At 65.0% G+C, this 21,190-nt stretch carries 24 protein-coding genes; 15 read left to right on the plus strand and 9 right to left on the minus strand.

Annotated elements, in window-relative coordinates; translation table 11 throughout:
- Positions 1 to 26: 26 nt before the first annotated feature.
- Positions 27 to 488, minus strand: coding sequence for a hypothetical protein (locus AC1DOX_RS27920; protein ID WP_441623438.1), 462 nt, complete (start codon positions 486 to 488; stop codon positions 27 to 29).
- 219 nt (positions 489 to 707) lie between these two features.
- On the opposite strand from AC1DOX_RS27920, the gene AC1DOX_RS27925 reads away from it, so the two are divergent.
- The 3 genes from AC1DOX_RS27925 (at position 708) to AC1DOX_RS27935 (ending at position 2,242) form a co-directional block, all read left to right on the plus strand.
- A complete protein-coding gene (locus tag AC1DOX_RS27925; RefSeq protein WP_092136167.1) occupies positions 708 to 911 on the plus strand; it encodes a cold-shock protein in 204 nt (67 codons plus the stop codon).
- Positions 912 to 1,419: 508 nt separating this feature from the next.
- Positions 1,420 to 1,800, plus strand: a complete 381-nt coding sequence (locus AC1DOX_RS27930; RefSeq protein WP_441623440.1) for an SDR family NAD(P)-dependent oxidoreductase — start codon at positions 1,420 to 1,422, stop codon at positions 1,798 to 1,800.
- Positions 1,801 to 1,807: 7 nt separating this feature from the next.
- A complete protein-coding gene (locus AC1DOX_RS27935; protein WP_441623442.1) occupies positions 1,808 to 2,242 on the plus strand; it encodes an SDR family NAD(P)-dependent oxidoreductase in 435 nt (144 codons plus the stop codon).
- A 148-nt stretch (positions 2,243 to 2,390) separates the two neighbouring features.
- On the opposite strand, the gene sodB is transcribed toward AC1DOX_RS27935, so the two are convergent.
- Both sodB and xseA read right to left on the minus strand, forming a co-directional pair.
- Positions 2,391 to 2,972, minus strand: coding sequence for a superoxide dismutase [Fe] (gene sodB / locus AC1DOX_RS27940; RefSeq protein WP_092136163.1), 582 nt, complete (start codon positions 2,970 to 2,972; stop codon positions 2,391 to 2,393).
- Positions 2,973 to 3,137: 165 nt separating this feature from the next.
- Positions 3,138 to 4,523, minus strand: a complete 1,386-nt coding sequence (gene xseA / locus AC1DOX_RS27945; RefSeq protein ID WP_441623445.1) for an exodeoxyribonuclease VII large subunit — start codon at positions 4,521 to 4,523, stop codon at positions 3,138 to 3,140.
- A 1,089-nt stretch (positions 4,524 to 5,612) separates the two neighbouring features.
- On the opposite strand from xseA, the gene AC1DOX_RS27950 reads away from it, so the two are divergent.
- From AC1DOX_RS27950 to AC1DOX_RS27980, 7 genes are all read left to right on the plus strand, one after another.
- Positions 5,613 to 6,233: a MotA/TolQ/ExbB proton channel family protein gene (locus AC1DOX_RS27950; protein WP_092136160.1), complete on the plus strand. Its 621-nt coding sequence runs from the start codon at positions 5,613 to 5,615 to the stop codon at positions 6,231 to 6,233.
- A 16-nt stretch (positions 6,234 to 6,249) separates the two neighbouring features.
- Positions 6,250 to 6,681, plus strand: coding sequence for an ExbD/TolR family protein (locus tag AC1DOX_RS27955; protein ID WP_092136158.1), 432 nt, complete (start codon positions 6,250 to 6,252; stop codon positions 6,679 to 6,681).
- Between the two features lie 167 nt (positions 6,682 to 6,848).
- A complete protein-coding gene (gene lpxK, locus AC1DOX_RS27960; protein WP_477101626.1) occupies positions 6,849 to 7,967 on the plus strand; it encodes a tetraacyldisaccharide 4'-kinase in 1,119 nt (372 codons plus the stop codon).
- The gene (locus AC1DOX_RS27965; RefSeq protein WP_092136155.1) at positions 7,948 to 8,157 is read left to right on the plus strand and encodes a Trm112 family protein; all 210 of its coding nucleotides are present in this window, start codon (positions 7,948 to 7,950) and stop codon (positions 8,155 to 8,157) included. Before lpxK ends, AC1DOX_RS27965 begins: the two co-directional genes overlap by 20 nt.
- Positions 8,158 to 8,182: 25 nt before the next feature.
- Positions 8,183 to 8,992: a 3-deoxy-manno-octulosonate cytidylyltransferase gene (gene kdsB / locus AC1DOX_RS27970; RefSeq protein ID WP_441623450.1), complete on the plus strand. Its 810-nt coding sequence runs from the start codon at positions 8,183 to 8,185 to the stop codon at positions 8,990 to 8,992.
- A 348-nt stretch (positions 8,993 to 9,340) separates the two neighbouring features.
- Positions 9,341 to 10,006, plus strand: coding sequence for an adenylate kinase (gene adk / locus AC1DOX_RS27975; RefSeq protein ID WP_092136152.1), 666 nt, complete (start codon positions 9,341 to 9,343; stop codon positions 10,004 to 10,006).
- 171 nt (positions 10,007 to 10,177) lie between these two features.
- Complete coding sequence (locus AC1DOX_RS27980; protein ID WP_441623452.1) at positions 10,178 to 10,936, plus strand: 3-hydroxyacyl-CoA dehydrogenase; 759 nt, start codon at positions 10,178 to 10,180, stop codon at positions 10,934 to 10,936.
- 59 nt (positions 10,937 to 10,995) lie between these two features.
- On the opposite strand, the gene AC1DOX_RS27985 is transcribed toward AC1DOX_RS27980, so the two are convergent.
- Positions 10,996 to 11,823: a helix-turn-helix transcriptional regulator gene (locus AC1DOX_RS27985; protein ID WP_441623454.1), complete on the minus strand. Its 828-nt coding sequence runs from the start codon at positions 11,821 to 11,823 to the stop codon at positions 10,996 to 10,998.
- A gap of 134 nt (positions 11,824 to 11,957) precedes the next feature.
- Here AC1DOX_RS27985 and AC1DOX_RS27990 point away from each other — a divergent pair, with 134 nt between their 5' ends.
- Positions 11,958 to 12,728 carry a class I SAM-dependent methyltransferase gene (locus AC1DOX_RS27990; protein ID WP_441623456.1) on the plus strand — a complete coding sequence of 257 codons (771 nt, stop codon included), beginning with the start codon at positions 11,958 to 11,960 and terminating at the stop codon, positions 12,726 to 12,728.
- Here the strand turns inward: AC1DOX_RS27990 and AC1DOX_RS27995 are convergent.
- Positions 12,722 to 13,627: a LysR family transcriptional regulator gene (locus AC1DOX_RS27995; protein WP_092136146.1), complete on the minus strand. Its 906-nt coding sequence runs from the start codon at positions 13,625 to 13,627 to the stop codon at positions 12,722 to 12,724. The two genes, AC1DOX_RS27990 and AC1DOX_RS27995, sit on opposite strands and share 7 nt — an antisense overlap.
- Before the next feature lie 94 nt (positions 13,628 to 13,721).
- Here AC1DOX_RS27995 and AC1DOX_RS28000 point away from each other — a divergent pair, with 94 nt between their 5' ends.
- Positions 13,722 to 14,747, plus strand: a complete 1,026-nt coding sequence (locus AC1DOX_RS28000) for a bile acid:sodium symporter family protein (protein WP_441623459.1) — start codon at positions 13,722 to 13,724, stop codon at positions 14,745 to 14,747.
- Between the two features lie 89 nt (positions 14,748 to 14,836).
- Here the strand turns inward: AC1DOX_RS28000 and AC1DOX_RS28005 are convergent, their stop codons facing one another.
- Positions 14,837 to 16,339: an N-acetylmuramoyl-L-alanine amidase gene (locus AC1DOX_RS28005; protein WP_477101627.1), complete on the minus strand. Its 1,503-nt coding sequence runs from the start codon at positions 16,337 to 16,339 to the stop codon at positions 14,837 to 14,839.
- The gene (gene tsaE / locus AC1DOX_RS28010) at positions 16,333 to 16,866 is read right to left on the minus strand and encodes a tRNA (adenosine(37)-N6)-threonylcarbamoyltransferase complex ATPase subunit type 1 TsaE (RefSeq protein ID WP_441623463.1); all 534 of its coding nucleotides are present in this window, start codon (positions 16,864 to 16,866) and stop codon (positions 16,333 to 16,335) included. Before tsaE ends, AC1DOX_RS28005 begins: the two co-directional genes overlap by 7 nt.
- Positions 16,867 to 16,882: 16 nt before the next feature.
- On the opposite strand from tsaE, the gene queG reads away from it, so the two are divergent.
- The gene (gene queG / locus AC1DOX_RS28015; protein ID WP_441623465.1) at positions 16,883 to 18,085 is read left to right on the plus strand and encodes a tRNA epoxyqueuosine(34) reductase QueG; all 1,203 of its coding nucleotides are present in this window, start codon (positions 16,883 to 16,885) and stop codon (positions 18,083 to 18,085) included.
- On the opposite strand, the gene AC1DOX_RS28020 is transcribed toward queG, so the two are convergent.
- On the minus strand, positions 18,078 to 18,971 hold the full coding sequence (locus AC1DOX_RS28020) for an AEC family transporter (RefSeq protein WP_441623467.1): 894 nt from the start codon (positions 18,969 to 18,971) through the stop codon (positions 18,078 to 18,080). The two genes, queG and AC1DOX_RS28020, sit on opposite strands and share 8 nt — an antisense overlap.
- A gap of 246 nt (positions 18,972 to 19,217) precedes the next feature.
- Here AC1DOX_RS28020 and AC1DOX_RS28025 point away from each other — a divergent pair, with 246 nt between their 5' ends.
- Together AC1DOX_RS28025 and AC1DOX_RS28030 are read left to right on the plus strand one after the other, a co-directional pair.
- Positions 19,218 to 19,826, plus strand: coding sequence for a chalcone isomerase family protein (locus tag AC1DOX_RS28025; protein ID WP_255371138.1), 609 nt, complete (start codon positions 19,218 to 19,220; stop codon positions 19,824 to 19,826).
- Positions 19,827 to 19,971: 145 nt separating this feature from the next.
- Positions 19,972 to 20,952, plus strand: coding sequence for a tripartite tricarboxylate transporter substrate binding protein BugE (locus AC1DOX_RS28030; RefSeq protein WP_441623469.1), 981 nt, complete (start codon positions 19,972 to 19,974; stop codon positions 20,950 to 20,952).
- Positions 20,953 to 21,075: 123 nt separating this feature from the next.
- On the opposite strand, the gene AC1DOX_RS28035 is transcribed toward AC1DOX_RS28030, so the two are convergent.
- On the minus strand, positions 21,076 to 21,186 hold the full coding sequence (locus AC1DOX_RS28035; RefSeq protein ID WP_441618306.1) for an IS3 family transposase: 111 nt from the start codon (positions 21,184 to 21,186) through the stop codon (positions 21,076 to 21,078).
- Positions 21,187 to 21,190 lie beyond the last annotated feature (4 nt).

Raw genomic sequence — 21,190 nt, forward strand, 5'->3', positions numbered from 1 at the left:
CTATCGGACAAACCCCATGAGCAATCTCAACCGCGACTACTCTCTTCCGGAATATTGAATTGCTGCTGCAAGGAGATGACCAGGGGTTGGATGGCATCCACGCAGGCGGCGCTGTTTTCGCCTTCCATCCTGGACAAACTCCAGTTGCAGCCATCCGCATCGGGTTGGTGCCAACAGACATCGCCAAAGCAAGTGCCCGCGCATGCCGGCAGCTTCTCTTGTGCCGCGCGGATCATCGCGCGCAATTCCGCCTTGTTCTTAATCTGTCTCGCCATACTTGCCTCCCTGGTTTCAGTAAGTATTGATTTGAGACTTATCTTTCGCGGTCCTTGAGCCAGCATACGCTGATTGCCACCGAGTGTCCGTTCTTTCGTTGACGGGTCTGCAGCACTTTGCACCGTCAATTTGACGAGGCGGGCTTGCAGCGGGATGCGTGACAAGTGCGGCGACTGCGCCAAATGCGATGCGTCGGGGGCATGCGCGCCCAAGGATAAAAACGCCGCCCGGCACAGACCAGGCGACCGACAGACTTGCATTGACGCCCCACCATGGAGGCTGTATAAGTGGATGTGCAGGACCCTTCAAGCAGTTACACCTAGATGTTTGTGGGTCGTCTACGTGCGATTCATTGCTCCATGTGCCTTCCTTGATAGTCATGCCTGATGGGCAATTTCTCGTCCATTCAGAACTCAAAAAGGAATTCCAGCATGGAAACCGGTACCGTAAAGTGGTTCAACGACTCCAAGGGCTTCGGCTTCATCACCCCTGACGCAGGCGGTGAGGATCTCTTCGCACACTTCTCCGAAATTCAAGGCAGCGGGTTCAAGTCGCTGCAAGAAGGCCAGAAGGTGCGTTTCGTGGTGGGCGTCGGCCAAAAGGGCCCGGCAGCAACCAAGATCGAGCCGATCTGAACGCTCTGAAATCAGCGCGAGCTGATGGATGACAGAAAGGGCTGAGTCCTGCAACGCAGGGGACTCAGCCCTTTTCCATTCCGGGCTTCGGCAAATTGCCTCCACCGCCCATTCACCCTGCATGTCATCTGATGCGCCGCTGCACGGTGGCGACGCTCGCTCGGGGTTAACGCCGAATATGCGAGCAAGACAATAACGAGTGACGCCGGGATAAATTGCATCGCCTCTTCGCGCCCATAATTCCCGACATGCGCGACAGCCAACCGACAGGGCTCTGCAATTCCGATCCCGCATGGTCCGGGACACTTCCCAGGATACAGACGGCGACCCGGATCTGAGCAACAGGCTGGCGCGCAATCATTGCGTCCCGCAAGCCACCGGGGCCGACCAAACGGTCAGGTCGATCGGAAGGGAACAACCTGTTCCCGCGCTCGCGGCTTCATCCGCCGAGACCTCGCACACGCCGCTGGCGCGAGAACCGGCCTCACCTCAACATGAAGATGTTCCTATGCGAATGCAGGACAAGGTTGCACTCGTGACCGGCGTCGGGCCGGGCCTGGGCAAGGCGATCGCCATCACGCTCGCGCGCGAAGGTGCCAGGGTCGTGATCTGCGACGTAAACGAGGCCTCGCCGGCCGACGCCCGCGACGCGGTGGAGGCGGCAGGCGGCACCTGCCTCGCCGTGCGCTGCGATGTGTCTTCGAGCGCCGAAGTGACCGACATGTTCGCGACCGCGGCGGCGCACTTCGGCACCGTGCATGTGCTCGTCAACAACGCCGCGCCGGTGCCGAACCGGCCAATCGATACCGAACACCGAAACAGGTTCTACGCCTACATGCAAACACCGGTGGCACGTGACACGCTGAACTTCCAGCGAAATCACCGATGACGAATGGATGCGCTATTGGGGTGTCAACGTGCATGGCGTGTTCTTCTGCACGCGCGAAGCACTCAGGCTCATGCAACCGCAACGCTACGGACGCATCGTCAATATTGCGTCGGTTGCCGGCACATCGCCCAAGAGTGCGCATAGCCCGCACTACAGCGCGACCAAGGGCGCGGTGATCGCGTTCAGCCGCTCGGTGGCGATGGAAGTGGCCGGCGCCAACATCTACGTCAATGTGATGGCACCCGGCGGCGTCGCAACGCCCGATTTCAACGCTTATCTCGACCAGATCGGGGACACCGGCCGCAACCGGCTCTGGCAGGGCTGCCCCTCGGGACGTTTCGGCACGCCTGAGGAATACGCCGCAACGGTGCTGCACCTCGCCACCGACGAGCACTACCTGGTCGGACAGGTCATCAGCCCGAATGGCGGCTCGGTGATGTGATGGCCGGCCACGAATCACGGCCCTGAAAGCAAAAAAAGAGTCCCTGGAAAAGGACTCTTTCGATGGCCTGGACTTCGCCGCAGCGCGTAGCCCGATTGCAGGCTATCGCGCCGCGTTCCAAACCATATTGCCACGCGACAACAGGGAATCAGCCGGCGAAGTTCTTCGACGCGAAGTCCCAGTTCACGACATTCCAGAATGCCTCGACGTACTTCGGACGGGCATTGCGGTAGTCGATGTAGTAGGCATGTTCCCACACGTCGCACGTCAGCAGCGGCTTGGCGTCGGTGGTCAGCGGGGTGGCGGCGTTGGAGGTGGAGACCAGGTCCAGCGAACCGTCGGTCTTCTTCACCAGCCAGGCCCAGCCCGAACCGAAGGTGCCCACGGCGACCTTCGTGAACTCTTCCTTGAACTTGTCGAACGAGCCCCACTTGGCGTTGATGGCATCCGCCAGGGCACCAGCCGGCTGGCCGCCACCGTTCGGCTTCATCGATTCCCAGTAGAACGTGTGGTTCCACACCTGGGCAGCGTTGTTGAAGATGCCACCCGACGACTTCTTGACAATGGCTTCCAGCGAATCGTTCTCAAATTCGGTGCCCTTGATCAGGTTGTTCAGGTTCGTGACGTACGTCTGGTGGTGCTTGTCATGATGGAACTCCAGGGTCTCCTTGGAGACGTGGGGAGCGAGCGCATCATGTGCGTAGGGGAGCGGGGGGAGCTTATGTTCCATTGTTCTGTCTCAGCGGATTTGAGTGGTGGGGAGTTGCCGATTGTAGGTGACTTGCCAGACCCGCGCAAACGCGCGCGCAAAGCCCCCTGGAGTCATGTTAGTTTGCCCTGCAGCGGTCGGCGGATCGATTGAGAATCAATCGCGGAACGCCTGAATTCGCAGCATTCAGAACGCGGCGAGCTTGGCCTGCACACCGGCGATCTCGATATCGGCCACGCCCTCGGCCAGATGCGCTTCCACCACGCTGCCTGCGCGCAAATCCGTGGGCGAGCGCAGGGCGCGGCCACGATTGTCGAGCAATACCGCGTAGCCGCGTTCCAGCGTCCGCTGCGGTGCGAGCAGCTCCAGCGCGCCTGCCACGCGCGCCAAGTGCAACCTCTCGCGCTCCTGCCGACGCGCGGCCGCCGCTTCCATGCGTGCGGCAAGGCGATCCAGGTCGGCTTGCGCCGCGGCCACATCCGGCCGGCAGGCCTGCCAGCGCATAGCCAGCATCTCGTGCCGATGGCGGTGCCCGGCCACCGTATCGCGCAATGCGGCACGCAAATGTCGGGCCAGATTGTCGACCTGCGCAAAACGCTCCTGCAACTGCGCCCGCGGGCTGCGCAGCCTTCGTGCCAGCCAGTCCAGGTGCTGTGTGCGGCGTTCCATCTGGCGGTCCATGCATTGCGCCAGCGCATCGCGCGCGCGGCGAGCCGCCTGCAGCAAGTGCGCGCGGTCCGGACTGACCAGCTCGGCCGCGCCAGTGGGCGTGGGGGCTCGCACATCGGCAACGAAATCCGCGATCGTGAAATCGGTTTCATGACCTACGCCCGACACAACGGGCACCGTGCTTCGCGCAATCGCGTGGGCCACCACTTCCTCGTTAAACGACCACAGGTCTTCGATACTGCCGCCGCCGCGGCATAAGATCAGCACGTCGCATTCGCCGCGCGCCGCCGCCACGTCCAGCATCGCCGCGATCTTCTCCGCGGCGCCGGCGCCCTGCACCGGCACGGGATAGACGATGACGGGCACGTGCGGTGCACGACGCTGCAGGGTCGTCAGCACGTCGCGCATGGCCGCGGCCTGCAGCGATGTCACCACGCCAATCGTGCGCGGATGCGTGGGCACGGGGCGTTTGCGCTCGGGCGCGAACAGCCCGGCCTGTGCAAGTTTTTCCTTGAGCCGGAGAAATGCCTCGTAAAGATTGCCGAGGCCGGCGCGGCGCATGGCTTCGACGCCGAGCTGCAGTTCGCCGCGCGCCTCGTACATGGATACCACCGCGCGCACTTCCACGGCCTCGCCCTCGCGTGGCGTGAAGTCGACATGCTGGTTGCGCCCCCGGAACATCACGCAGCGAATCTGCGCACGCGCGTCCTTGAGGGAAAAGTACCAGTGCCCGCTGGCCGCCCGCGTGAAGTTTGAGATTTCTCCCCTCACCCATGCCAGCGGAAAGCTGCGCTCCAGCACGCCGGCAATCGCGTGATTCAGTTCGCTCACCGGAATCACCTCCCGGGTGCGGGTGGGCAGCGTAGGCGGCATCTGGCGCGAAGAGTTCTCGAAGTCTGGCATGGCGCACGGCCGCACAGGCGGCGTGGAATGGACATGTCCACAGCATAACCGCTATGTCAAGAGGCATAGCGCAAGGCACATGGACTCGGCCCAGCCCCGCATGGGCCCGTACAAGCCTTTGATTCTTATGATTTTTCGGGCGGACCAAAAAAGTGGCAGCGTAAGAGAAAACCTTACGCGTCAACGACTTACCGCCAGCGCCCAAGTCTTGTTCACAAAGTTATCCACAGAAGCTTTGGATAAATCATCTGTCAAGGGCCCGGCTGTGGAAAATACACGCGAGTGTCCCCGACTTGCGCTGTAGCAACGATCCGCGATAGCGATGTCGACCTCTCCGCACTGCCGTTTTCCAGGGCCATTTCTGCCTATTTTTTCATCAAGCATCCGGCACTCCATACGGATCAATGGTTTACGTCGCTTCTCCATGCTTTATCCACAGACGCTCCACAGTCCTGTCCCGAAACAGTGTGGAAAGCGGGCGACTTTTCCCATTGCCACCTCCTCGAAAACGACTGACCTACCCTTTTTCAGCCGTGTCGCCCGCCCAGGGGCCATCTGCCATGCCATCGGCGACCATTTGCACGTTTTTTAAGCACCCGAAGTTTCTTCCTTACAGATCAACGACTTGAGAGGCTTCTCAGCCACCTTTCCACAACCGGTCCACAGCACTGTCCCGCGTGGTTGTGGAAAGACCTGATTGCCGGCCGCAGCGTCGGCGCGGACTGGCACCGTGCAGGCCACGAGCATGCGGTTTACCCGTGCTGGCCACGATTGCCTAAATTTGTGGCAGAGGCGACCACTACCTTTTCGATCAAGGGGTTAGCGCGCTTTTCCGGCAGCTGTCCACAACCGGTCCACAGCACTGTCCCGTATCTGTGTGGACAGCCGCCCGGGGCCGGCGATGCGCGCCGGAGACAGCACGTATGCGAGTGTCTTGCCGCGCGCCGAGGGCCGGGGTAGAGTGGCGCCTGCATTTTTCGAGCATTGCCGCTGCGCGTGGCGTGATGACGCGCATCAAAGGCTGCCACGCACCGCTGTTTCAAGTCCATTTCGGGTCTGTCGTTGGTTGTGTAGATTTCGGGGGTCCACGTGTTTTCCATCATTCAAGCGGCCGGCTGGCCGATCTGGCCGCTGCTGCTCGCCTCGGTCATCGCGCTTGCGCTGATCGTCGAACGTTTTCTTTCCCTCAAGCGCAGCAAGGTCTTGCCGCCGAAGTTGTACGAGGAGGCCCTGTCGGCCGCCCAGCAACGCAAGGCGACGCCTGAGGTCGTCAACAATCTCGAAAAGAACTCCCCGCTCGGCCGCGTGCTGGCCGCTGGCCTGCGCCATGTGGTGCTGCAGCCCCACACTTCGCGCGACGCCGCGAAGGACGTGGTGGAAGAAGCCGGCCGCGTCGTGGCGCACGAGCTGGAGCGCTACCTGAACGCGCTGGGCACGATCGCCTCGGTGGCGCCGCTGATGGGCCTGCTGGGCACCGTGATCGGCATGATCGAGATCTTCGGTAACCAGGGCGGCACTGGCGCCAATCCGGAGCAGCTCGCACACGGCATCTCGGTGGCGCTGTACAACACGGCGTTTGGCCTGATCGTGGCGATTCCGGCGCTGATCTTCTGGCGCTACTTCCGCCGTCGCGTGGACGACTACGTGGCCGAACTGGAATTCCGGGCGACCGCCTTCCTCGACGCCATCCTGCCGCAACGGCGGGCGTAAGCCGCGGAGACGCGCCATGCATTTCCGTTCCCGTCAGCGCCGCGAGGAGCCGGAGATCAACCTGATCCCGCTCATCGACGTCCTGCTCGTGATCCTGATCTTTCTCATGATCACGACCACCTATTCGCGCTACACCGAGCTGCAGATCCAGCTGCCCACCGCCGAGGCCGAACGCGCCCAGCAACGGCCCAGCGAGATCGTGGTATCCGTCTCGGCCCGTGGTGTCTATTCCGTCAACAAGCAGGTCCTCGAGCAGAAGGACGTGACCAGCCTGGCCGACCAGTTGCGCAACGCCGCCGGCCCCGCCGGCAACGGGCCGCCGCCGGTGGTGATCGTCAATGCCGACGCCCAGGCCACGCACCAGGCTGTGATCAATGTGATGGAAGCCGCGCGCGTGGCTGGCCTGTCGCGGCTGACCTTCGCCACGCAGAGCGCCCAGCAGCGCTGACCTGCGGCAGTTGGGGCGACCGGCACCAGGGTGGCGCCGGTCATTCCTGTACTATCCGCACCGGGCTTGCGGCATGCGCCGCCCAATGCCCATAATGTTTGCATTCGTGCGATTCCCTGCGCGATCCCGCTCCTGTAGCGGCATCGCGCTCCTCTGCCGCCCCGCCCATGCCCGCTCCCCGACACGCCCTTGCCGACTTCGTCACCTCCCAGTGGCAGCGCCGTGGCTGGTTTGCATGGCTGATGTGGCCGGCCTCGCTGCTGTTCGGCCTGATCGCACGCATTCGCCGGCATGGCTATCAGAAGGGCTGGTTCAGGTCGACACGCCTGCCAATGCCGGTCGTCGTGGTCGGCAACGTGACCGTGGGCGGCACTGGCAAGACGCCGGCCGTCATTGCCTTGGCGCAGGCACTGGCCGAAGCCGGGCTGCGCCCCGGTGTGGTGTCGCGCGGCTATGGCGTGACACTCGCGCATCCACGCCGCGTCAAGCCGACGTCGAAGGCGTCTGACGTCGGCGATGAACCGCTGCTGATTGCGCGCGCCGCGGACGTGCCCGTCTGGGTGTATCCGGACCGCGCCCTCTGCGCCCAGACCATGCTGGTCTCGCATCCGGGTGTGAACGTGCTGCTGCTTGACGATGGGCTGCAGCACTACAAATTGCAGCGGGACTTCGAAATCGTGATGTTCGATACCCGGATGGGGGGCAATGGCATGTTGCTGCCGGCCGGGCCGCTGCGCGAGCCGCTGACCCGTCCGCGCGACGCGACGCTGATCAACGATCCCAATTTCCGCGCCACGCCAGACCAGCCCGATGTCTACGGCATGCGGCTCGAGCTCGACGACGCCTGGCAGCTGAACGACCCGACGATGGCGCGCCCGGTGTCCGCATTCGCGGACCGGCGCGTGCTGGCGGCGGCCGGCATCGGCAATCCGGAACGATTCTTCGCCAGCCTGCGCAAGGCCGGGCTCAACCCAGCCACCTTGCCGCTACCCGACCACTACGACTTCGCCGACGACCCGTTTGCGGGCCATCCGGCAGCGCTCGACGCCGACATCATTCTGATCACCGAAAAGGATGCCGTAAAATGCGAGCGCTTTGACGACCCGCGCATCTGGGTCGTGCCCACCACGCCCGTGATCGACGCGGGCCTGATCGACAAAATCCGCCGCGCCATTGCCGCGCGCAACCCGGCCGTCGCCACGCCCGTCACTGTGGGGCAAGCCGCCAATCCCGGCGCGACGAACGGTTTCGACAAGGAACACCAGGATGGACAACCGGCTGCTTGAAATCCTCGTCTGCCCGCTGTGCAAGGCCAAGCTGGAATACGACCGTGCCGCGCAGGAGCTGATCTGCCACGCCGACAAGCTGGCCTACCCGATTCGCGACGGCATCCCCGTCATGCTCGCGGACGAAGCACGCCAGACCGTGCCGGGCCGCGTCGTGCCAGTGGAGCCGTCGGCGCCTGCCGGCAACTGATCTCACTGCGACCGAATTCACGGCAATGAGCATTCCCGCCTTCACCGTCGTCATTCCCGCCCGGCTCGCCTCGACCCGTTTGCCCGACAAGCCGCTCGCCGATATCGGCGGACACCCGATGATCGTGCGCGTGGCCGAACGCGCTCATGCGTCATCGGCGCAACGCACCGTGGTGGCCACCGATGCCCCGGCAGTGGCCGTGGCCTGCGCCGCTCGCGGCGTGGAAGCGATCATCACGCGCGCCGACCACCCTTCGGGTACGGACCGACTGGCGGAAGTGGCCACCCGGCTCGGCCTGGCTGACGATGCCATCGTCGTCAACGTGCAGGGCGACGAACCGCTGATCGACCCAAACCTGATCGACGAGGTGGCCCTGCATCTGGCCTCGCATCCCGATTGCGCGATTGCGACGGCTGCCCATCCGCTCGACGACGTGGCCGACGTCTTCAATCCCAATGTGGTCAAGGTCGTGTGCGACAACGCCGGACGCGCGCTGTATTTCTCGCGCGCGCCAATTCCCTGGGCGCGGGATGCCTGGGCCGGCGTGCCCGCCCAGCCGGCCGCCAGTGCCAGCGTGCCGCTGCCCGCCATGCCCGTGCTTCGCCATATCGGCATCTACGCCTACCGCGCAGGCTTCCTGCGCCGGTTTCCGACCCTCGCCGCCGCGCCGGTCGAGCAGACAGAAGCGTTGGAACAGCTGCGCGCGATGTGGCACGGCGAGCGCATTGGCGTGATGGTGACGGCCGCGGCCCCCGCCCCCGGCGTGGACACGCAAGCGGACCTGGACCGCGTGCGTGCGCTCTGGGCACAGGGGATGGCGCAGGAAGGTCCGTGACCCGCGGGCGGGGGAAGACTGCAATCGCCCGCTAAAGTTCATACTGCTGCAACCGAAGCAGGGTTCGAATCTGCACTACGCGTGGCATAATGCTTGCCGAACAGAGCCCGCTGGCGCGCCAAGCACGCCGGCAAAGGCTCGGTGGGGAGATAGAGATTGAGCCGACCGGATGTCGCCGCTGCCGCCAGGCAGGCGTTGCGCCCGGGCGTCGAGCATGACCTGACTCCGGCATATGCCTCGACCGTCACGTCGCGGCTTTGCCGTCGTAAGTCTTGCGTCAAGTTGCGGCGTTACCCTCCTTCCGACCCTCCCGCCAGACCGAATTCAAAAACTTCTGAGGACCCGTAAATGCGTTTGATCCTGTTGGGCGCACCTGGCGCCGGCAAAGGCACGCAAGCCAAGTTCATCTGCGAGAAATTCGGCATTCCGCAAATCTCCACGGGCGACATGCTGCGCGCCGCGGTGAAGGCCGGTACGCCGCTCGGCATTGAAGCCAAGAAGGTCATGGACGCGGGCGGACTGGTGTCGGATGACATCATTATCGGCCTGGTGAAGGACCGTCTTAAGGAATGCGATTGCGATCAGGGATACCTCTTCGACGGATTCCCGCGCACGATTCCGCAAGCCGAAGCCATGAAGGAAGCCGGCGTGGCCATCGACTACGTGCTGGAAATCGACGTGCCGTTCGACGCGATCATCGAGCGCATGAGCGGCCGTCGGGTACACGTGGCCTCGGGCCGTACCTATCACGTCAAGTACAACCCGCCCAAGGCGGACATGCTGGACGACGTCACGGGCGAGCCGCTGATCCAGCGCGACGACGACAAGGAAGAGACCGTACGCAAGCGCCTGGACGTCTATTCGCAGCAAACCCGCCCGCTGGTGGACTACTACTCGAACTGGGCCGCCAACGGCGACGCTTCGGCCAAGGTGGCAGCGCCGAAGTACCGCAAGATCTCTGGCCTCGGCGACGTCGACAAGATCACGGCCAGCGTGTTCGACGCGCTGAAGTGATGTGATGTAGCGACGCGGCGCGGCCATGCTGGCAGCACGTGCAAAAGGCGACCTCCGGGTCGCCTTTTTCATTGGTGCTTGCATCGGCGATTTGCGTCCGTACAATAGGCCTCGATTTACGTTAACGTAAACGGCAAATGCTTTCGGCACGACCAGCGAGGAGACAGACGGATGGATATCCAGAACAACGTATTTATCGTGACCGGCGGCGCGTCGGGACTGGGCGCTGGCACGGCCCGCATGCTGGCCGAAGCAGGCGGCAAGGTCGTGATCGCCGACCTGAATGAGGCCACCGGCACGGCGTTGGCCAAGGAGCTGGGCGGCCAGTTCGTCAAATGCGACGTGGCGTCCGAGGCGGACGGCCAGGCGGCGGTCGACGCGGCACAAAAGCTGGGCCGCCTGTCGGGACTGATCAACTGCGCGGGCATCGCGGTTGCCGCCAAGACAGTGGGCAAGAATGGCCCGCACCCGCTCGACGCGTTCGACAAGACCATCCGCGTCAACCTGATCGGCACATTCAACATGATTCGCCTGGCCGCCGCGGCCATGGTGCAGAACACGCCGGACGCCGAGGGCGAGCGCGGCGTGATCGTCAATACCGCGTCGGTGGCGGCATTCGACGGCCAGATCGGCCAGGCCGCCTATGCGGCATCGAAGGGCGGCGTGGTCGGCATGACGCTGGCGATTGCCCGCGACCTCGCGCGCGACGGCGTGCGTTGCATGACCATCGCCCCGGGCCTGTTTGAGACGCCGATGCTGCTGGGCATGCCGCCGGAAGTGCAGGACGCACTGGGCAAGATGGTGCCGTTCCCGCCACGCCTGGGTCGTCCGGTCGAGTATGCGAAGCTGGTCAAGGCGATCCTCGGCAATACGATGATGAATGGCGAAGTGATCCGCCTGGATGGCGCCATCCGGATGCAGCCGAAGTAAATTGCGACCTCGGTGCCTGGTGCGGGTCGTCGACTCGCATCGGGACTCGCGCTGGAACGCTAACCTGCCGCCAGCTCCGACGCCATCCGTTCCGCGGGCAGCAGCATCCCGAGCATCAGCCCGGGCGCGGCGGGCGGCACCAGCGCGAGCTGTTCAAAGTAGATCAGGCCGTGCGTCGGGTGATGGAACCCGCGCCGGCCACCCTGGCGCTCCTCCACATCCTGCGATCGCCATGCCGCCTGGAACGCCGGGCTTTCCGCCAGCAACGCCTCCACCAGTGCCCGCGTAGGGGGTTCTTCGGCATGGCGCAGGCTGTGCACGCGAAATTCCGCCACCAGCCGCGCCGCACGGTGCGGCCAGTCTTCCACCAGTGCCTGCAGCGCCGGCGACAGGAACATCGCGCGGAGCAGATTGCGATCCTGACTCCTCTCGTCGAGCCAGCCGACAAACAGCTCGGCCGCTGCCGCATTCCACGCCAGCGCCGTCCACTGACGATCAAGCAAGTACGCCGGACCGGCGATCGCATGCACGCTGGCCAGTAGCGCGGGCGGCACGGCGGGATCGGCATCCTGCCGGGGCTCCGGCCTGCCGGCGAGCGCAAACAGATAGGCACGCTCCGCTCGGGACAATTTCAGCGCCTGCGCCAGGCTGGTCAGCGCCCGCGCCGACATCATCACGGACCTCCCCTGCTCCAGCCACGTCACCCACGTTGCACTGAGCCCCGCCAGTTGGGCGACTTCCTCGCGCCGCAAGCCGGGCGTGCGCCGGCGGCGACCGGGCGGTAGGCCCACGTCGGCCGGCGTCAGGCGTTCCCGGTGGCTGCGCAGGAAGGCGCCCAGCTCGGCCTCGCGGCGCGCGTCGGCAATGATTGGAGGTTCGGGCGACATGGCTGGTGGCTTTTATACCAGGATAAAAGTGTGACTTGTACCGGGAAAACGCGCCCACTACAGTACGTGAACCCCCGGGCCCGGGCAAGCGTCCTTCCCACGACAACCGTCTCACACAAGAACGAGGCAACCCCATGCAACAACAGGAACTCGTCGCCGCACAGTTCGGCGCCACCGCCAACGCCTACCTCACCAGCGCCGTCCATGCGCAAGGCGCGGACCTCGAGCAACTCAAGGAAGCGCTCGCTCACCTGAAACCCGTGGCGCATAGCCGGGTGCTGGACCTGGGCTGCGGCGCAGGCCACGCCAGCTTTGCCGCGGCGAGCATGGCCAACGAAGTCGTCGCCTACGACCTGTCGGCCGAAATGCTCGAGGTGGTGGCCGGTGCCGCACAGGCGCGCGGTCTCGCCAATATCCGCACGCAACAAGGGGCGGCGGAACAACTGCCCTTCGATGACGCCAGCTTCTGCGCGGTGGTCTCGCGCATGAGTGCCCATCACTGGCGCGACCTGCCCGCCGCGCTGCGCGAGATCCGGCGTGTGGTCAAGCCGCAAGGCAAGGTGGTGCTGGTCGACATCGCCGGCGCGGAAGACCCGCTCTGCGATACGTGGCTGCAATCGGTGGAGTTGCTGCGCGATCCGTCACACATCCGCGACTACACGCCGGCTGGCTGGGCGCAGATGTTCGAGGCCGCCGGGTTCGATGTCGAGGTGTCGCCCGTCTGGCGCATCGACATCGAATTCCGCAGTTGGGTGGCGCGCATGCGCACGCCGGAGGTGGCCGTGGCCGCCATCCGCCACCTGTGGCAGGTGGCGCCGGCCGAAGTGCGCGACCGCTATCGCGTCCAGGCCGATGGCAGCTTCGCGCTCGATGCGATCATGGTGACCGCCAGGCCTCGTCAGTAAGCGACGGCTTCCGCCGGGATCGGCATCGTCTGGACCATCTGCCAAACGGCGGCGGCGGCGGGCGACAACGACCGGTCCTCCCGCCGGACCATGACGATGCTGCGCTCCTCGCGCGGCGTCAGCGGCCGCGACACCAGCGGCGATGCCGCCGGCAGCGGCAGCGAGAACGACGGCAGCACGGACGCGCCGATCCCCGCCTCCACCATCCCGAATACGCTGGCCGAGTGGCCCAGCTCTTGCACCACATGCGGCGCCACACCGTGACGCGCCAGGATGCGGTCGATCAGCGGCCGGCTGCCCGAAGCAAAATCCAGCAAGACCAGGCGCTGCCCATGCAGCGCGCTCCACGGGACCGAATCGGCTGCGGCAAGCGGATGGTCGCGACGGCAGACGAAGCAGAACGGGTCGGTTGCCAGCGGGGCGATGGTCAGGCCCTCGCGCCCCATCGGATCGATCAGCACGCCGAAGTCCACTGCGCCGGCGCGGATCTGCTCCAGACCGTCAGCCTGCACGTTGTCGCGCACGAACAGGCGGATTTCCGGGTATTGGCTGGCGCAGGCCGCCACATACATCGGCATCAGCCGTGCCGAAATGGTCGGCGCGCTGGCAATCACCACCCGACCGCGATAGCGCTCACCCAACTGCCGGGTCTCTTCCAGAGTATCGTCAAGTTGCCCGAGCAGCCGTTCCAGCGCCGGGACCAGCGCCGTGCCGGCGTCGGTCAGGATCACTTCGCGCGTGGTGCGATCCAATAGCCGCACGCCAAGTGCTTCTTCCAGCTCCGCCACGCCCCGGCTGACGGCGGGCTGCGTCAGGCCGACGGCATCCGCTGCCCGGCTGAAACTGCCATGCGCCGCTACTGCCAGGAAGACCCGCAACTGCCGCAATGTGTAATTCATGCAACGATCAGATGAATGGATGAGATAAATGAATTTGCATTCTAGACACCATTGGCGTCCAATACCAAGCGGAAACCCTTAAGCAATATCCCCAATGTCTGCCATTCTCGCTCCCTTCAAGAAAATCTATGACCTGATCGACGGATTCGTCCTGATCATGTTGACCGCCATCGGCGTGGCGCTGGTCGCGCCGGAACTCGGTACCGGCAACGGTCCGCTACACCTTGGCATCGTGACCAACATCGGTGTGGCGCTGGTCTTCTTCCTGCACGGCGCCGCGCTGTCGCGCGAGAAGCTCGTGTCCGGCGCGCGCCACTGGCGGCTGCACGTATTCGTGCAGGCATTTACGTACGTCGTGTTTCCGATTGTCGGCGTGCTGCTGATGCTCTCGCTGCGCAACACGCTACCGGCCGACCTGCTGCTCGGCGTGTTCTATCTCTGCGCACTGCCTTCGACGGTATCGTCCTCCGTTGCCATGACGTCGATGGCGCGTGGCAACGTGCCCGGCGCCATCTTCAACGCCACCATCTCCGGCCTGATCGGCATGGCCGCCACGCCGTTGCTGATGGGCCTGGTCATCAGCGCCAGCGGCGCCTCGATGCCGCTGGGCCGCGCGCTGATGGGCGTGGCGCTGCAACTGCTGCTGCCGTTTGCACTGGGCCAGATCGCGCGCCCGCTGATCGGCAACTGGCTCGCCAAGAAGAAGCAGATCACCAACAAGATCGACCGCGGCGTGATCGTGCTGATCGTCTACTCGTCGTTCTGCGATGCCACCGCCGCTGGCCTGTGGCACCAGTATCACTGGCAGACCATCGGCGCCGTGATGGGCATGGCCGCCGTGCTGCTGTTCGTCGTGCTGGGCACCACCACCTTCACCGCGCGCCGCCTGGGCTTCTCCGTGGAAGACGAGATCACCGCCGTGTTCTGCGGCTCCAAGAAGAGCCTGGCCAACGGCATCCCGATGGCCAAGATCCTGTTTGCCGGCCACCCGGCGCTGGGCCTGCTGGTGCTGCCGCTGATGGTGTATCACCAGCTGCAGCTGATCGTCTGCTCGGTGATTGCCGCACGCTATGCCAGCCGCGACGACGCCGTGGAGAACCACACCGCCGTGCGCGCCTGACGACGTTTCCCGCTCGAGCAAAAAGCGGCGCCTCGGCGCCGCTTTTTGTTTGTGCCTGCCGCGCAGGCCATCGCCACACCGAAGTGCCGTCACACCGACGGATTCTTCGATAACGGCGGGTTGCGCGCAAAGTACGACCGGATGCCGCGCAGGATGGCGTTGGCCAGTTGTTCCTGGTGAGCGTCGTCGTTGAGCTTGCGCTCTTCCTCGGGATTGCTGATGAACGCGGTCTCGATCAGGATCGACGGAATGTCCGGCGCCTTCAGCACCGCAAACCCGGCCTGCTCCACCGCACCCTTGTGCAGCTTGTTGATGCCGCCGATTTCGGACAGCACGGCCCTGCCCACCTGCATGCTGTCGTTGATCTGCGCCGTGGTGGACAGGTCGAGCAGCACGCGCGCCACTTGGGCATCCTTGTTGCCCATGTTGGTGCCACCGATCAGGTCGGCATTGTTTTCTTTGTTGGCCAGCCAGCGTGCGGCCGAACTCGACGCACCCCGCTCCGACAGCGCAAACACCGATGCGCCGCGCGCTTCCGGCGACAGGAACGCATCCGCGTGGATCGACACAAACAGGTCTGCCTGCACGCGTCGCGCCTTCTGCACGCGCACGTTCAGCGGCACGAAGAAGTCGGAGTCACGCGTCATCATCGCGCGCATATTGGGCTGGGCATCGATCTTGGCGCGCAGCCGATGCGCGATCTGCAACACCACGTCCTTCTCGCGCGATCCCGCGGCACCAATGGCGCCCGGGTCCTCGCCGCCGTGGCCGGGGTCGATGGCCACCGTCAACAGGCGACGCATCTTGAACTGGCTCGGCGGCGGCACGTTGGTCTGCGCCATCGGCGGCGGCACGGGTGGCGCCGATGGCGCAGAAGGCGTAGGCACCGGCTTCGGCTTCACGGTTGCCACGACGGGCGGCGGCGCGGTGGTTGCCGGCGGCAACTGATCCTTGTCCTCGAACTTGCGCACCAGCGCGCCAATGGCATCTTCCTCGGCACCGGCCGGGGCACCGGACACGCCTTCGCTGCCCGATGGCGGCGGATTCGACGCGAAGCGACGCTGCTTTTCCTCGGTATCGCGCACCAGCTTCCAGAGCGGATCAGGCGGATTGACCGGATACAGGTCAAACACGAGACGGTTGCGGTAGTCGCCAATCGGCGCCAGCGTGAACACCTGCGGCGAGACATCTTCCTTCAGGTCGAACACCATCCGCACCACGCGCGGCCGGTTCTGGCCCACGCGCACGGTCTGGATATAGGGGTCATTGGGGGTGATCTTGGCAACCAGCTCGCGCAGCGTGGGCGACAGGTCCAGCCCGTCGATATCCACTACCAGGCGGTCCGGATTACGGATCATCTGGTGCGCGGCGGCAAGCGGCGAATCGGATTCGATCGTGACGCGCGTGTAGTCCTCGGCCGGCCAGACCCGCACCGCCACGATGCCGGCGCCTGCCGCGATCTGTGGCCCCGCCAGGGTCAGCACCACCGTGCCGGCACCCAGCTTCAGGGCCTGCGCCATCCACTTGCGCCGGGCCTGCAGCAGTCCGTCGGGTCCATCGGGTCGGTCGGTGGCAAGTCGCTTGATCAGCATGCGGTCAGCAGGGTAAGTCCAGTGGGAGTATAGGCGCGCAACATGGCCATGCGGCGATCGGCGCCGTCGATGTCGACGTGCCCGGCGGCATCCGGCGCACGATTGTCCGATTGGAGCAACACGTGGAGATCCGGTTCCCCGAGCAGGCGGCCGGCCTTTTCCGGCCATTCGACAAGATTGAACGCGGGCTCGGCAAAACAATCGCGAAACCCCGCGTCGATCCATTCCTCGGGATCGGCAAATCGGTACAGGTCGAAGTGGTAGACGGTCAGCGGCGAGCCATCGGCGCGAGACACCTGGTACGGCTCGCACAGCGTGTAGGTGGGGCTGCGGACCTTGCCGGCGTGCCCCAGCGCGCGCAGCACGGCGCGAGACAGCGTGGTCTTGCCGGCGCCCAAGTCGCCGGACAGCTGTACGTGCACCGTGCGCGGCGACATGACGCGCACCGCGCCGGCCAGCGCGGCACCGAACCGGTCGGTGGCGGCTTCGTCCGGCAGCAACAGGATGCGTTCTTCAAGCAGGGGCATTGCGTACAATTCAGGGATGATCGACCGCGCAGTACCCGCCTCCGTCCCCTCGAAAGACTTGCCACCAGCGCCTCTGGGCACCGCATCCGGCACCTCCGGCATTTCCGGCGGTTCGCCGGCTGCGGATGACCTGGCGTCGCTGGTGCAATCCATTCGTGACTGGGGCGCCGAGCTCGGTTTCGATGCGATCCGCATCGCCGATGTGGACCTGAGCCACGCGGAAGCGGGCCTGTTGGCGTGGTTGCAGGCGGGTTACCACGGCGACATGGATTATATGGCTAACCACGGCACGCGGCGCGCCCGTCCGGCGGAACTCGTGCCCGGCACCGTACGCGCGATCGTCGCCCGCATGCCATACCTGCCGGCCCAGGGCCCCGACGACTGGCGCCGCCATGAATTCGCGCGGCTCGAGGACCCCGCCACCGCCGTCATCTCGCTTTACGCGCGTGGCCGCGACTATCACAAGGTCCTGCGCAACCGGCTGCAGCAGCTCGCGGGGCGCATCGAGACCGCGATCGGCGCGTTCGGCTACCGCGTCTTCACCGACTCCGCACCGGTCATGGAGGTGGCACTGGCCAGCCAGGGCGGGCTGGGCTGGCGCGGCAAGCACACTTTGCTGCTGGACCGCGAAGGCGGATCGATGTTCTTCCTGGGCGAAATCCTGGTCGACATTCCACTGCCCGCCGACCCAGCCGAAGATCCCCATTGCGTCTCGTGCCGCCGCTGCATCGACATTTGCCCGACCGGCGCCATCCTGGCCCCCTACCGGTTGGACGCCCGCCGTTGTATTTCTTACCTGACGATCGAGCACAAGGGCCCGATCCCCGTGGAATTTCGCGCACCGATGGGCAACCGCGTCTATGGCTGCGACGACTGCCAGTTGGCCTGCCCGTGGAACAAGTTCGCGCATCGCGCCGCGCTGCCCGACTTCGACGTTCGCAATGGCTTTGATGCGCCGGACATGGTCGAGCTGTTCCTGTGGACCGAGGAAGCCTTCAATCAGCGGCTAGAGGGCAGCCCGATCCGCCGGATCGGGCATGAGCGCTGGCTCCGAAACCTGGCAATCGGGCTGGGCAACAGCCTGCGCACGGCCTCGGCGACCGATGCTGCGCTGGCGGATCGCATCCGCAGCGCCCTGTTGGCCCGGCGGGACGACGCCACGCCGCTCGTGCGCGAGCACATCGACTGGGCGCTGGCCCAGGACGCCGCGGCTAGCTGACCAGCGCCAGCCAGAACGGCGTGGTGACGATGGCCGTCACGGTCATCAACGAAATCGTGGCTGCAACCATCGGCCCATTGCCGCCCATGCGCACGGCCAGGATATAGGCGCTCGATGCCGTCGGCAGCGATGCGTAAATCACCACGATCTGGTACTGCAGCGCGGTCAGCGGCAGGTGCCGTCCGACGAGCCACGCAAAACATGGCATCGCCAGCAGCTTGACCCCGCTCCACCACGCAACCGGGCCGACGGTGCCCGTGGCGCCGCTCATCTGCAGCCCCGCCCCGACCGTCATCAGGCCCAGGGCCGTGGATGCCGACCCGAGCCGGCTGAGGGTCATCGCCACCACTTCGGGCGGATGCAGGCCAAGCAGATTCGTGATCAGCCCGCCAGCCGTGGCCAGGATCAGCGGATTCCGCGCCAGCTCGCGCAGCAGCCGGGATTCACCGTGCTTCGCCAGCGCCCACACGGCCACCACATTGCACAACGGCACGGTCACGCCGACCACCAGCGCCATCATCGCCAACCCTTCGCTGCCACCCAGCCGCGATGCCAGCGCCAGCGCGATATAGGAATTGAAGCGGAACGCAGTCTGCAGGCCCGAGGCGAAATCCAGCGGCGCCGGGTGCAGGACCCATTTGACGAGATAGCCGCCGATCATGCCGAATGCGGTCGTCGCCAGCGCCAGGCCGAGCATGGCCGACGTGGAAGAGAAGTCGAAGGTTGCGCTGTTGGTGGACTGCAACAGCAGCGCGGGAAACAGGACGAAATAGACCAGACGTTCCACACCGGACCAGAACGCACGGTCGAACGGCGTGTAGCGGACGAGTAGCCAGCCGATCAGGATCAGGCTGAAATCCGGCACCAGCAACAGGGCTGAGGACATTTGTCTCTATTTTGTTCTAACGGTGTCTCGACCGTGGTCTTGAGCGTTGTCGTGACAGGCGCGACGCCCGGGGAGAGGGGGAGGTGGCGCGTCCGATGACGGCGGAGGCACCCTAGCCTGACTATGCAAATGTGCAGACTAGGGCAGATACGGATGGGTATTGTTTCAGAAATCCGGCAACATGGCATGCCAAATCTTGCCTGCCGTTTTACGCAGCCTCGCCGTACCACGCAGCCCCGTCGCACCATGAAGTACGCAATCCGCCGATCCGCCCTTCCCCGCAAGCTTGTCGCCGCGATCTGCGCGACGGTGGCACTGGCCGTGCTGGCGCCGCAGGTGTCGGCCATGGAAATCGAGGGCGTGCGCTTCGATGATGCCGCGCGCCTGGGCGGCAAGGCACTGCAGCTCAACGGCACCGGCCTGCGCTCGGTGTTCGTGATCAAGGGCTACGTGGCCGCGCTCTACCTGCCCGAACGCGCGCGCAACGCAACGGTGGCGCTCGGCACGCGCGGCCCCAAGCGGCTGCAGATCCGTCTGCTGCGCGAGGTGGAATCCGACACCTTCGTGAAGGCGCTCAACGAGGGCCTGCGCGAGAACCACTCCGAACTCCAGATGAGGATGCTGGGGGACCGCGTCACGCAACTGGAGAGCGCCATGAACGAGGTAGGCACGGCGCGCAGGGGCGACATCATCAATTTCGACTTCACGCCTGACGGCGGCACGGTGGTGGCCATGAACGGCATCCCGCGCGGCCGGCCGATTCCGGGCGAAGACTTCTACCAGGCCGTGCTGCGCATCTTCCTGGGCGAACATCCGGTGGACCGCGCGCTCAAGCGCGGCCTGCTGGGCGGCTGATCGCGACGCATGCCGCCGCTTTGCCGACAACATGCCCGCCAATATGCCCGCCGATGTGCCGCAGCGAACCGCGCGCGGCACACCGGCGTTTTATGACCTCCCCGGGCGCGATCCGCTCGGCTTTACCGACGGGAGATTTCCTTCCATGCAAGCTGGCAAAACCGCACTGACCCTGGCCCTCGCGGCCACCGCCGCCGTTGCCTCCGTGGCCCATGCGCAGAGCACCTTTCCGACCAAGCCGATCCGCCTGATCATCCCGTTCGCGCCGGGCGGCACCACCGACATCGTCGGCCGCGGCGTGGCCGACCAGATGAGCCGCATCCTCGGTCAGGCCGTGGTGGTCGAAAACCGTGCCGGCGGGGGCGGTTCGATCGGGGCGGACGCCATCGCCAAGGCAGCGCCCGATGGCTACACGATCGGCATCTCCACCGTGTCGACGATGGCCGTGAACCCGGCCTGCAACCCCAAGCTGTCGTATGACCCGATCAAGGACTTCAAGCCGATCACCAACGTGGCCAACGTAGCCAACGTGATCGCCGTGAACCCGAATTTCCCGGCCAAGGACTACAAGGAATTCCTGGCCGTGCTGAAGGCCAACCCGGGCAAGTACTCGTACGCGTCGTCGGGCACCTGCGGCTTCGGCCACATGCTGGGCGAGCAGTTCAAGGTCTCGACCAAGACCTTCATGGTCCACATCCCCTACCGCGGCGCGGGTCCGGCTCTGAACGACGTGCTGGCCGGCCAGGTGCCGATCATGGTGGACAACCTGCCGTCGTCGATTCCGTACATCAAGGCCGGCAAGCTGCGTCCGCTGGTGGTGGCATGGAACAAGCGCGTGGAGGGCTTGCCTGACGTGCCGACGTTTGCCGAAGTGGGCCTGAAGGAGCCGAACGATCCGGCCTGGTATGGCCTGGTGGCACCCGCCGGCACGCCTGACGACGTGATCAACAAGCTGAACGCCGCCGCCGTGAAGGCGCTGCAGGACAAGGACTTCGTCCAGCGCCTGCGCACGGCGGGCGCCGAGCCGTCGGGCAATACCCCGGCCCAGCACGCCGCCGAGATCAAGAAGGAATTCGACAAGATGAAGAATCTGGTGAAGGTGCAGAACATCAAGCTGGAGCAATAAGCGAGCAGGCGCGCGTCAGGCCGGCATCGCTCGATGCGGACCTGACGCGCGGTGGCATCGCGAAAGCGACGCATGGCAGAAGGACCTCCCGGTGAACTGACCCCGTAAAGTTGGACGGGTAAGTTATGCGGCCAAGGGCTGAGTCCTGTATTGCACAGGGCTCAGCCCATTTAGCTTTAGCTTGATGCGGTCGTGATTGTAATACCGGATGTATTCGGCAATGCTGCGTCGCAGTTGG

It is taken from the genome of Cupriavidus sp. 01L415 (genome assembly GCF_056400065.1).

What these genes read in the sequence shown, in the direction of transcription:
- AC1DOX_RS27925 (WP_092136167.1), top strand. Translation starts at nt 708, where the DNA reads ATGGAAACCGGTACCGTAAAGTGGTTCAACGACTCCAAGGGCTTCGGC.
- AC1DOX_RS27930 (WP_441623440.1), top strand. Translation starts at nt 1,420, where the DNA reads ATGCGAATGCAGGACAAGGTTGCACTCGTGACCGGCGTCGGGCCGGGC.
- AC1DOX_RS27935 (WP_441623442.1), top strand. Translation starts at nt 1,808, where the DNA reads ATGCGCTATTGGGGTGTCAACGTGCATGGCGTGTTCTTCTGCACGCGC.
- sodB (WP_092136163.1), bottom strand. Translation starts at nt 2,972, where the DNA reads ATGGAACATAAGCTCCCCCCGCTCCCCTACGCACATGATGCGCTCGCT.
- xseA (WP_441623445.1), bottom strand. Translation starts at nt 4,523, where the DNA reads ATGCCAGACTTCGAGAACTCTTCGCGCCAGATGCCGCCTACGCTGCCC.
- AC1DOX_RS27955 (WP_092136158.1), top strand. Translation starts at nt 6,250, where the DNA reads ATGCATTTCCGTTCCCGTCAGCGCCGCGAGGAGCCGGAGATCAACCTG.
- lpxK (WP_477101626.1), top strand. Translation starts at nt 6,849, where the DNA reads ATGCCCGCTCCCCGACACGCCCTTGCCGACTTCGTCACCTCCCAGTGG.
- AC1DOX_RS27965 (WP_092136155.1), top strand. Translation starts at nt 7,948, where the DNA reads ATGGACAACCGGCTGCTTGAAATCCTCGTCTGCCCGCTGTGCAAGGCC.
- kdsB (WP_441623450.1), top strand. Translation starts at nt 8,183, where the DNA reads ATGAGCATTCCCGCCTTCACCGTCGTCATTCCCGCCCGGCTCGCCTCG.
- adk (WP_092136152.1), top strand. Translation starts at nt 9,341, where the DNA reads ATGCGTTTGATCCTGTTGGGCGCACCTGGCGCCGGCAAAGGCACGCAA.
- AC1DOX_RS27980 (WP_441623452.1), top strand. Translation starts at nt 10,178, where the DNA reads ATGGATATCCAGAACAACGTATTTATCGTGACCGGCGGCGCGTCGGGA.
- AC1DOX_RS27985 (WP_441623454.1), bottom strand. Translation starts at nt 11,823, where the DNA reads ATGTCGCCCGAACCTCCAATCATTGCCGACGCGCGCCGCGAGGCCGAG.
- AC1DOX_RS27990 (WP_441623456.1), top strand. Translation starts at nt 11,958, where the DNA reads ATGCAACAACAGGAACTCGTCGCCGCACAGTTCGGCGCCACCGCCAAC.
- AC1DOX_RS27995 (WP_092136146.1), bottom strand. Translation starts at nt 13,627, where the DNA reads ATGAATTACACATTGCGGCAGTTGCGGGTCTTCCTGGCAGTAGCGGCG.
- AC1DOX_RS28000 (WP_441623459.1), top strand. Translation starts at nt 13,722, where the DNA reads ATGTCTGCCATTCTCGCTCCCTTCAAGAAAATCTATGACCTGATCGAC.
- AC1DOX_RS28005 (WP_477101627.1), bottom strand. Translation starts at nt 16,339, where the DNA reads ATGCTGATCAAGCGACTTGCCACCGACCGACCCGATGGACCCGACGGA.
- tsaE (WP_441623463.1), bottom strand. Translation starts at nt 16,866, where the DNA reads ATGCCCCTGCTTGAAGAACGCATCCTGTTGCTGCCGGACGAAGCCGCC.
- queG (WP_441623465.1), top strand. Translation starts at nt 16,883, where the DNA reads ATGATCGACCGCGCAGTACCCGCCTCCGTCCCCTCGAAAGACTTGCCA.
- AC1DOX_RS28020 (WP_441623467.1), bottom strand. Translation starts at nt 18,971, where the DNA reads ATGTCCTCAGCCCTGTTGCTGGTGCCGGATTTCAGCCTGATCCTGATC.
- AC1DOX_RS28025 (WP_255371138.1), top strand. Translation starts at nt 19,218, where the DNA reads ATGAAGTACGCAATCCGCCGATCCGCCCTTCCCCGCAAGCTTGTCGCC.
- AC1DOX_RS28030 (WP_441623469.1), top strand. Translation starts at nt 19,972, where the DNA reads ATGCAAGCTGGCAAAACCGCACTGACCCTGGCCCTCGCGGCCACCGCC.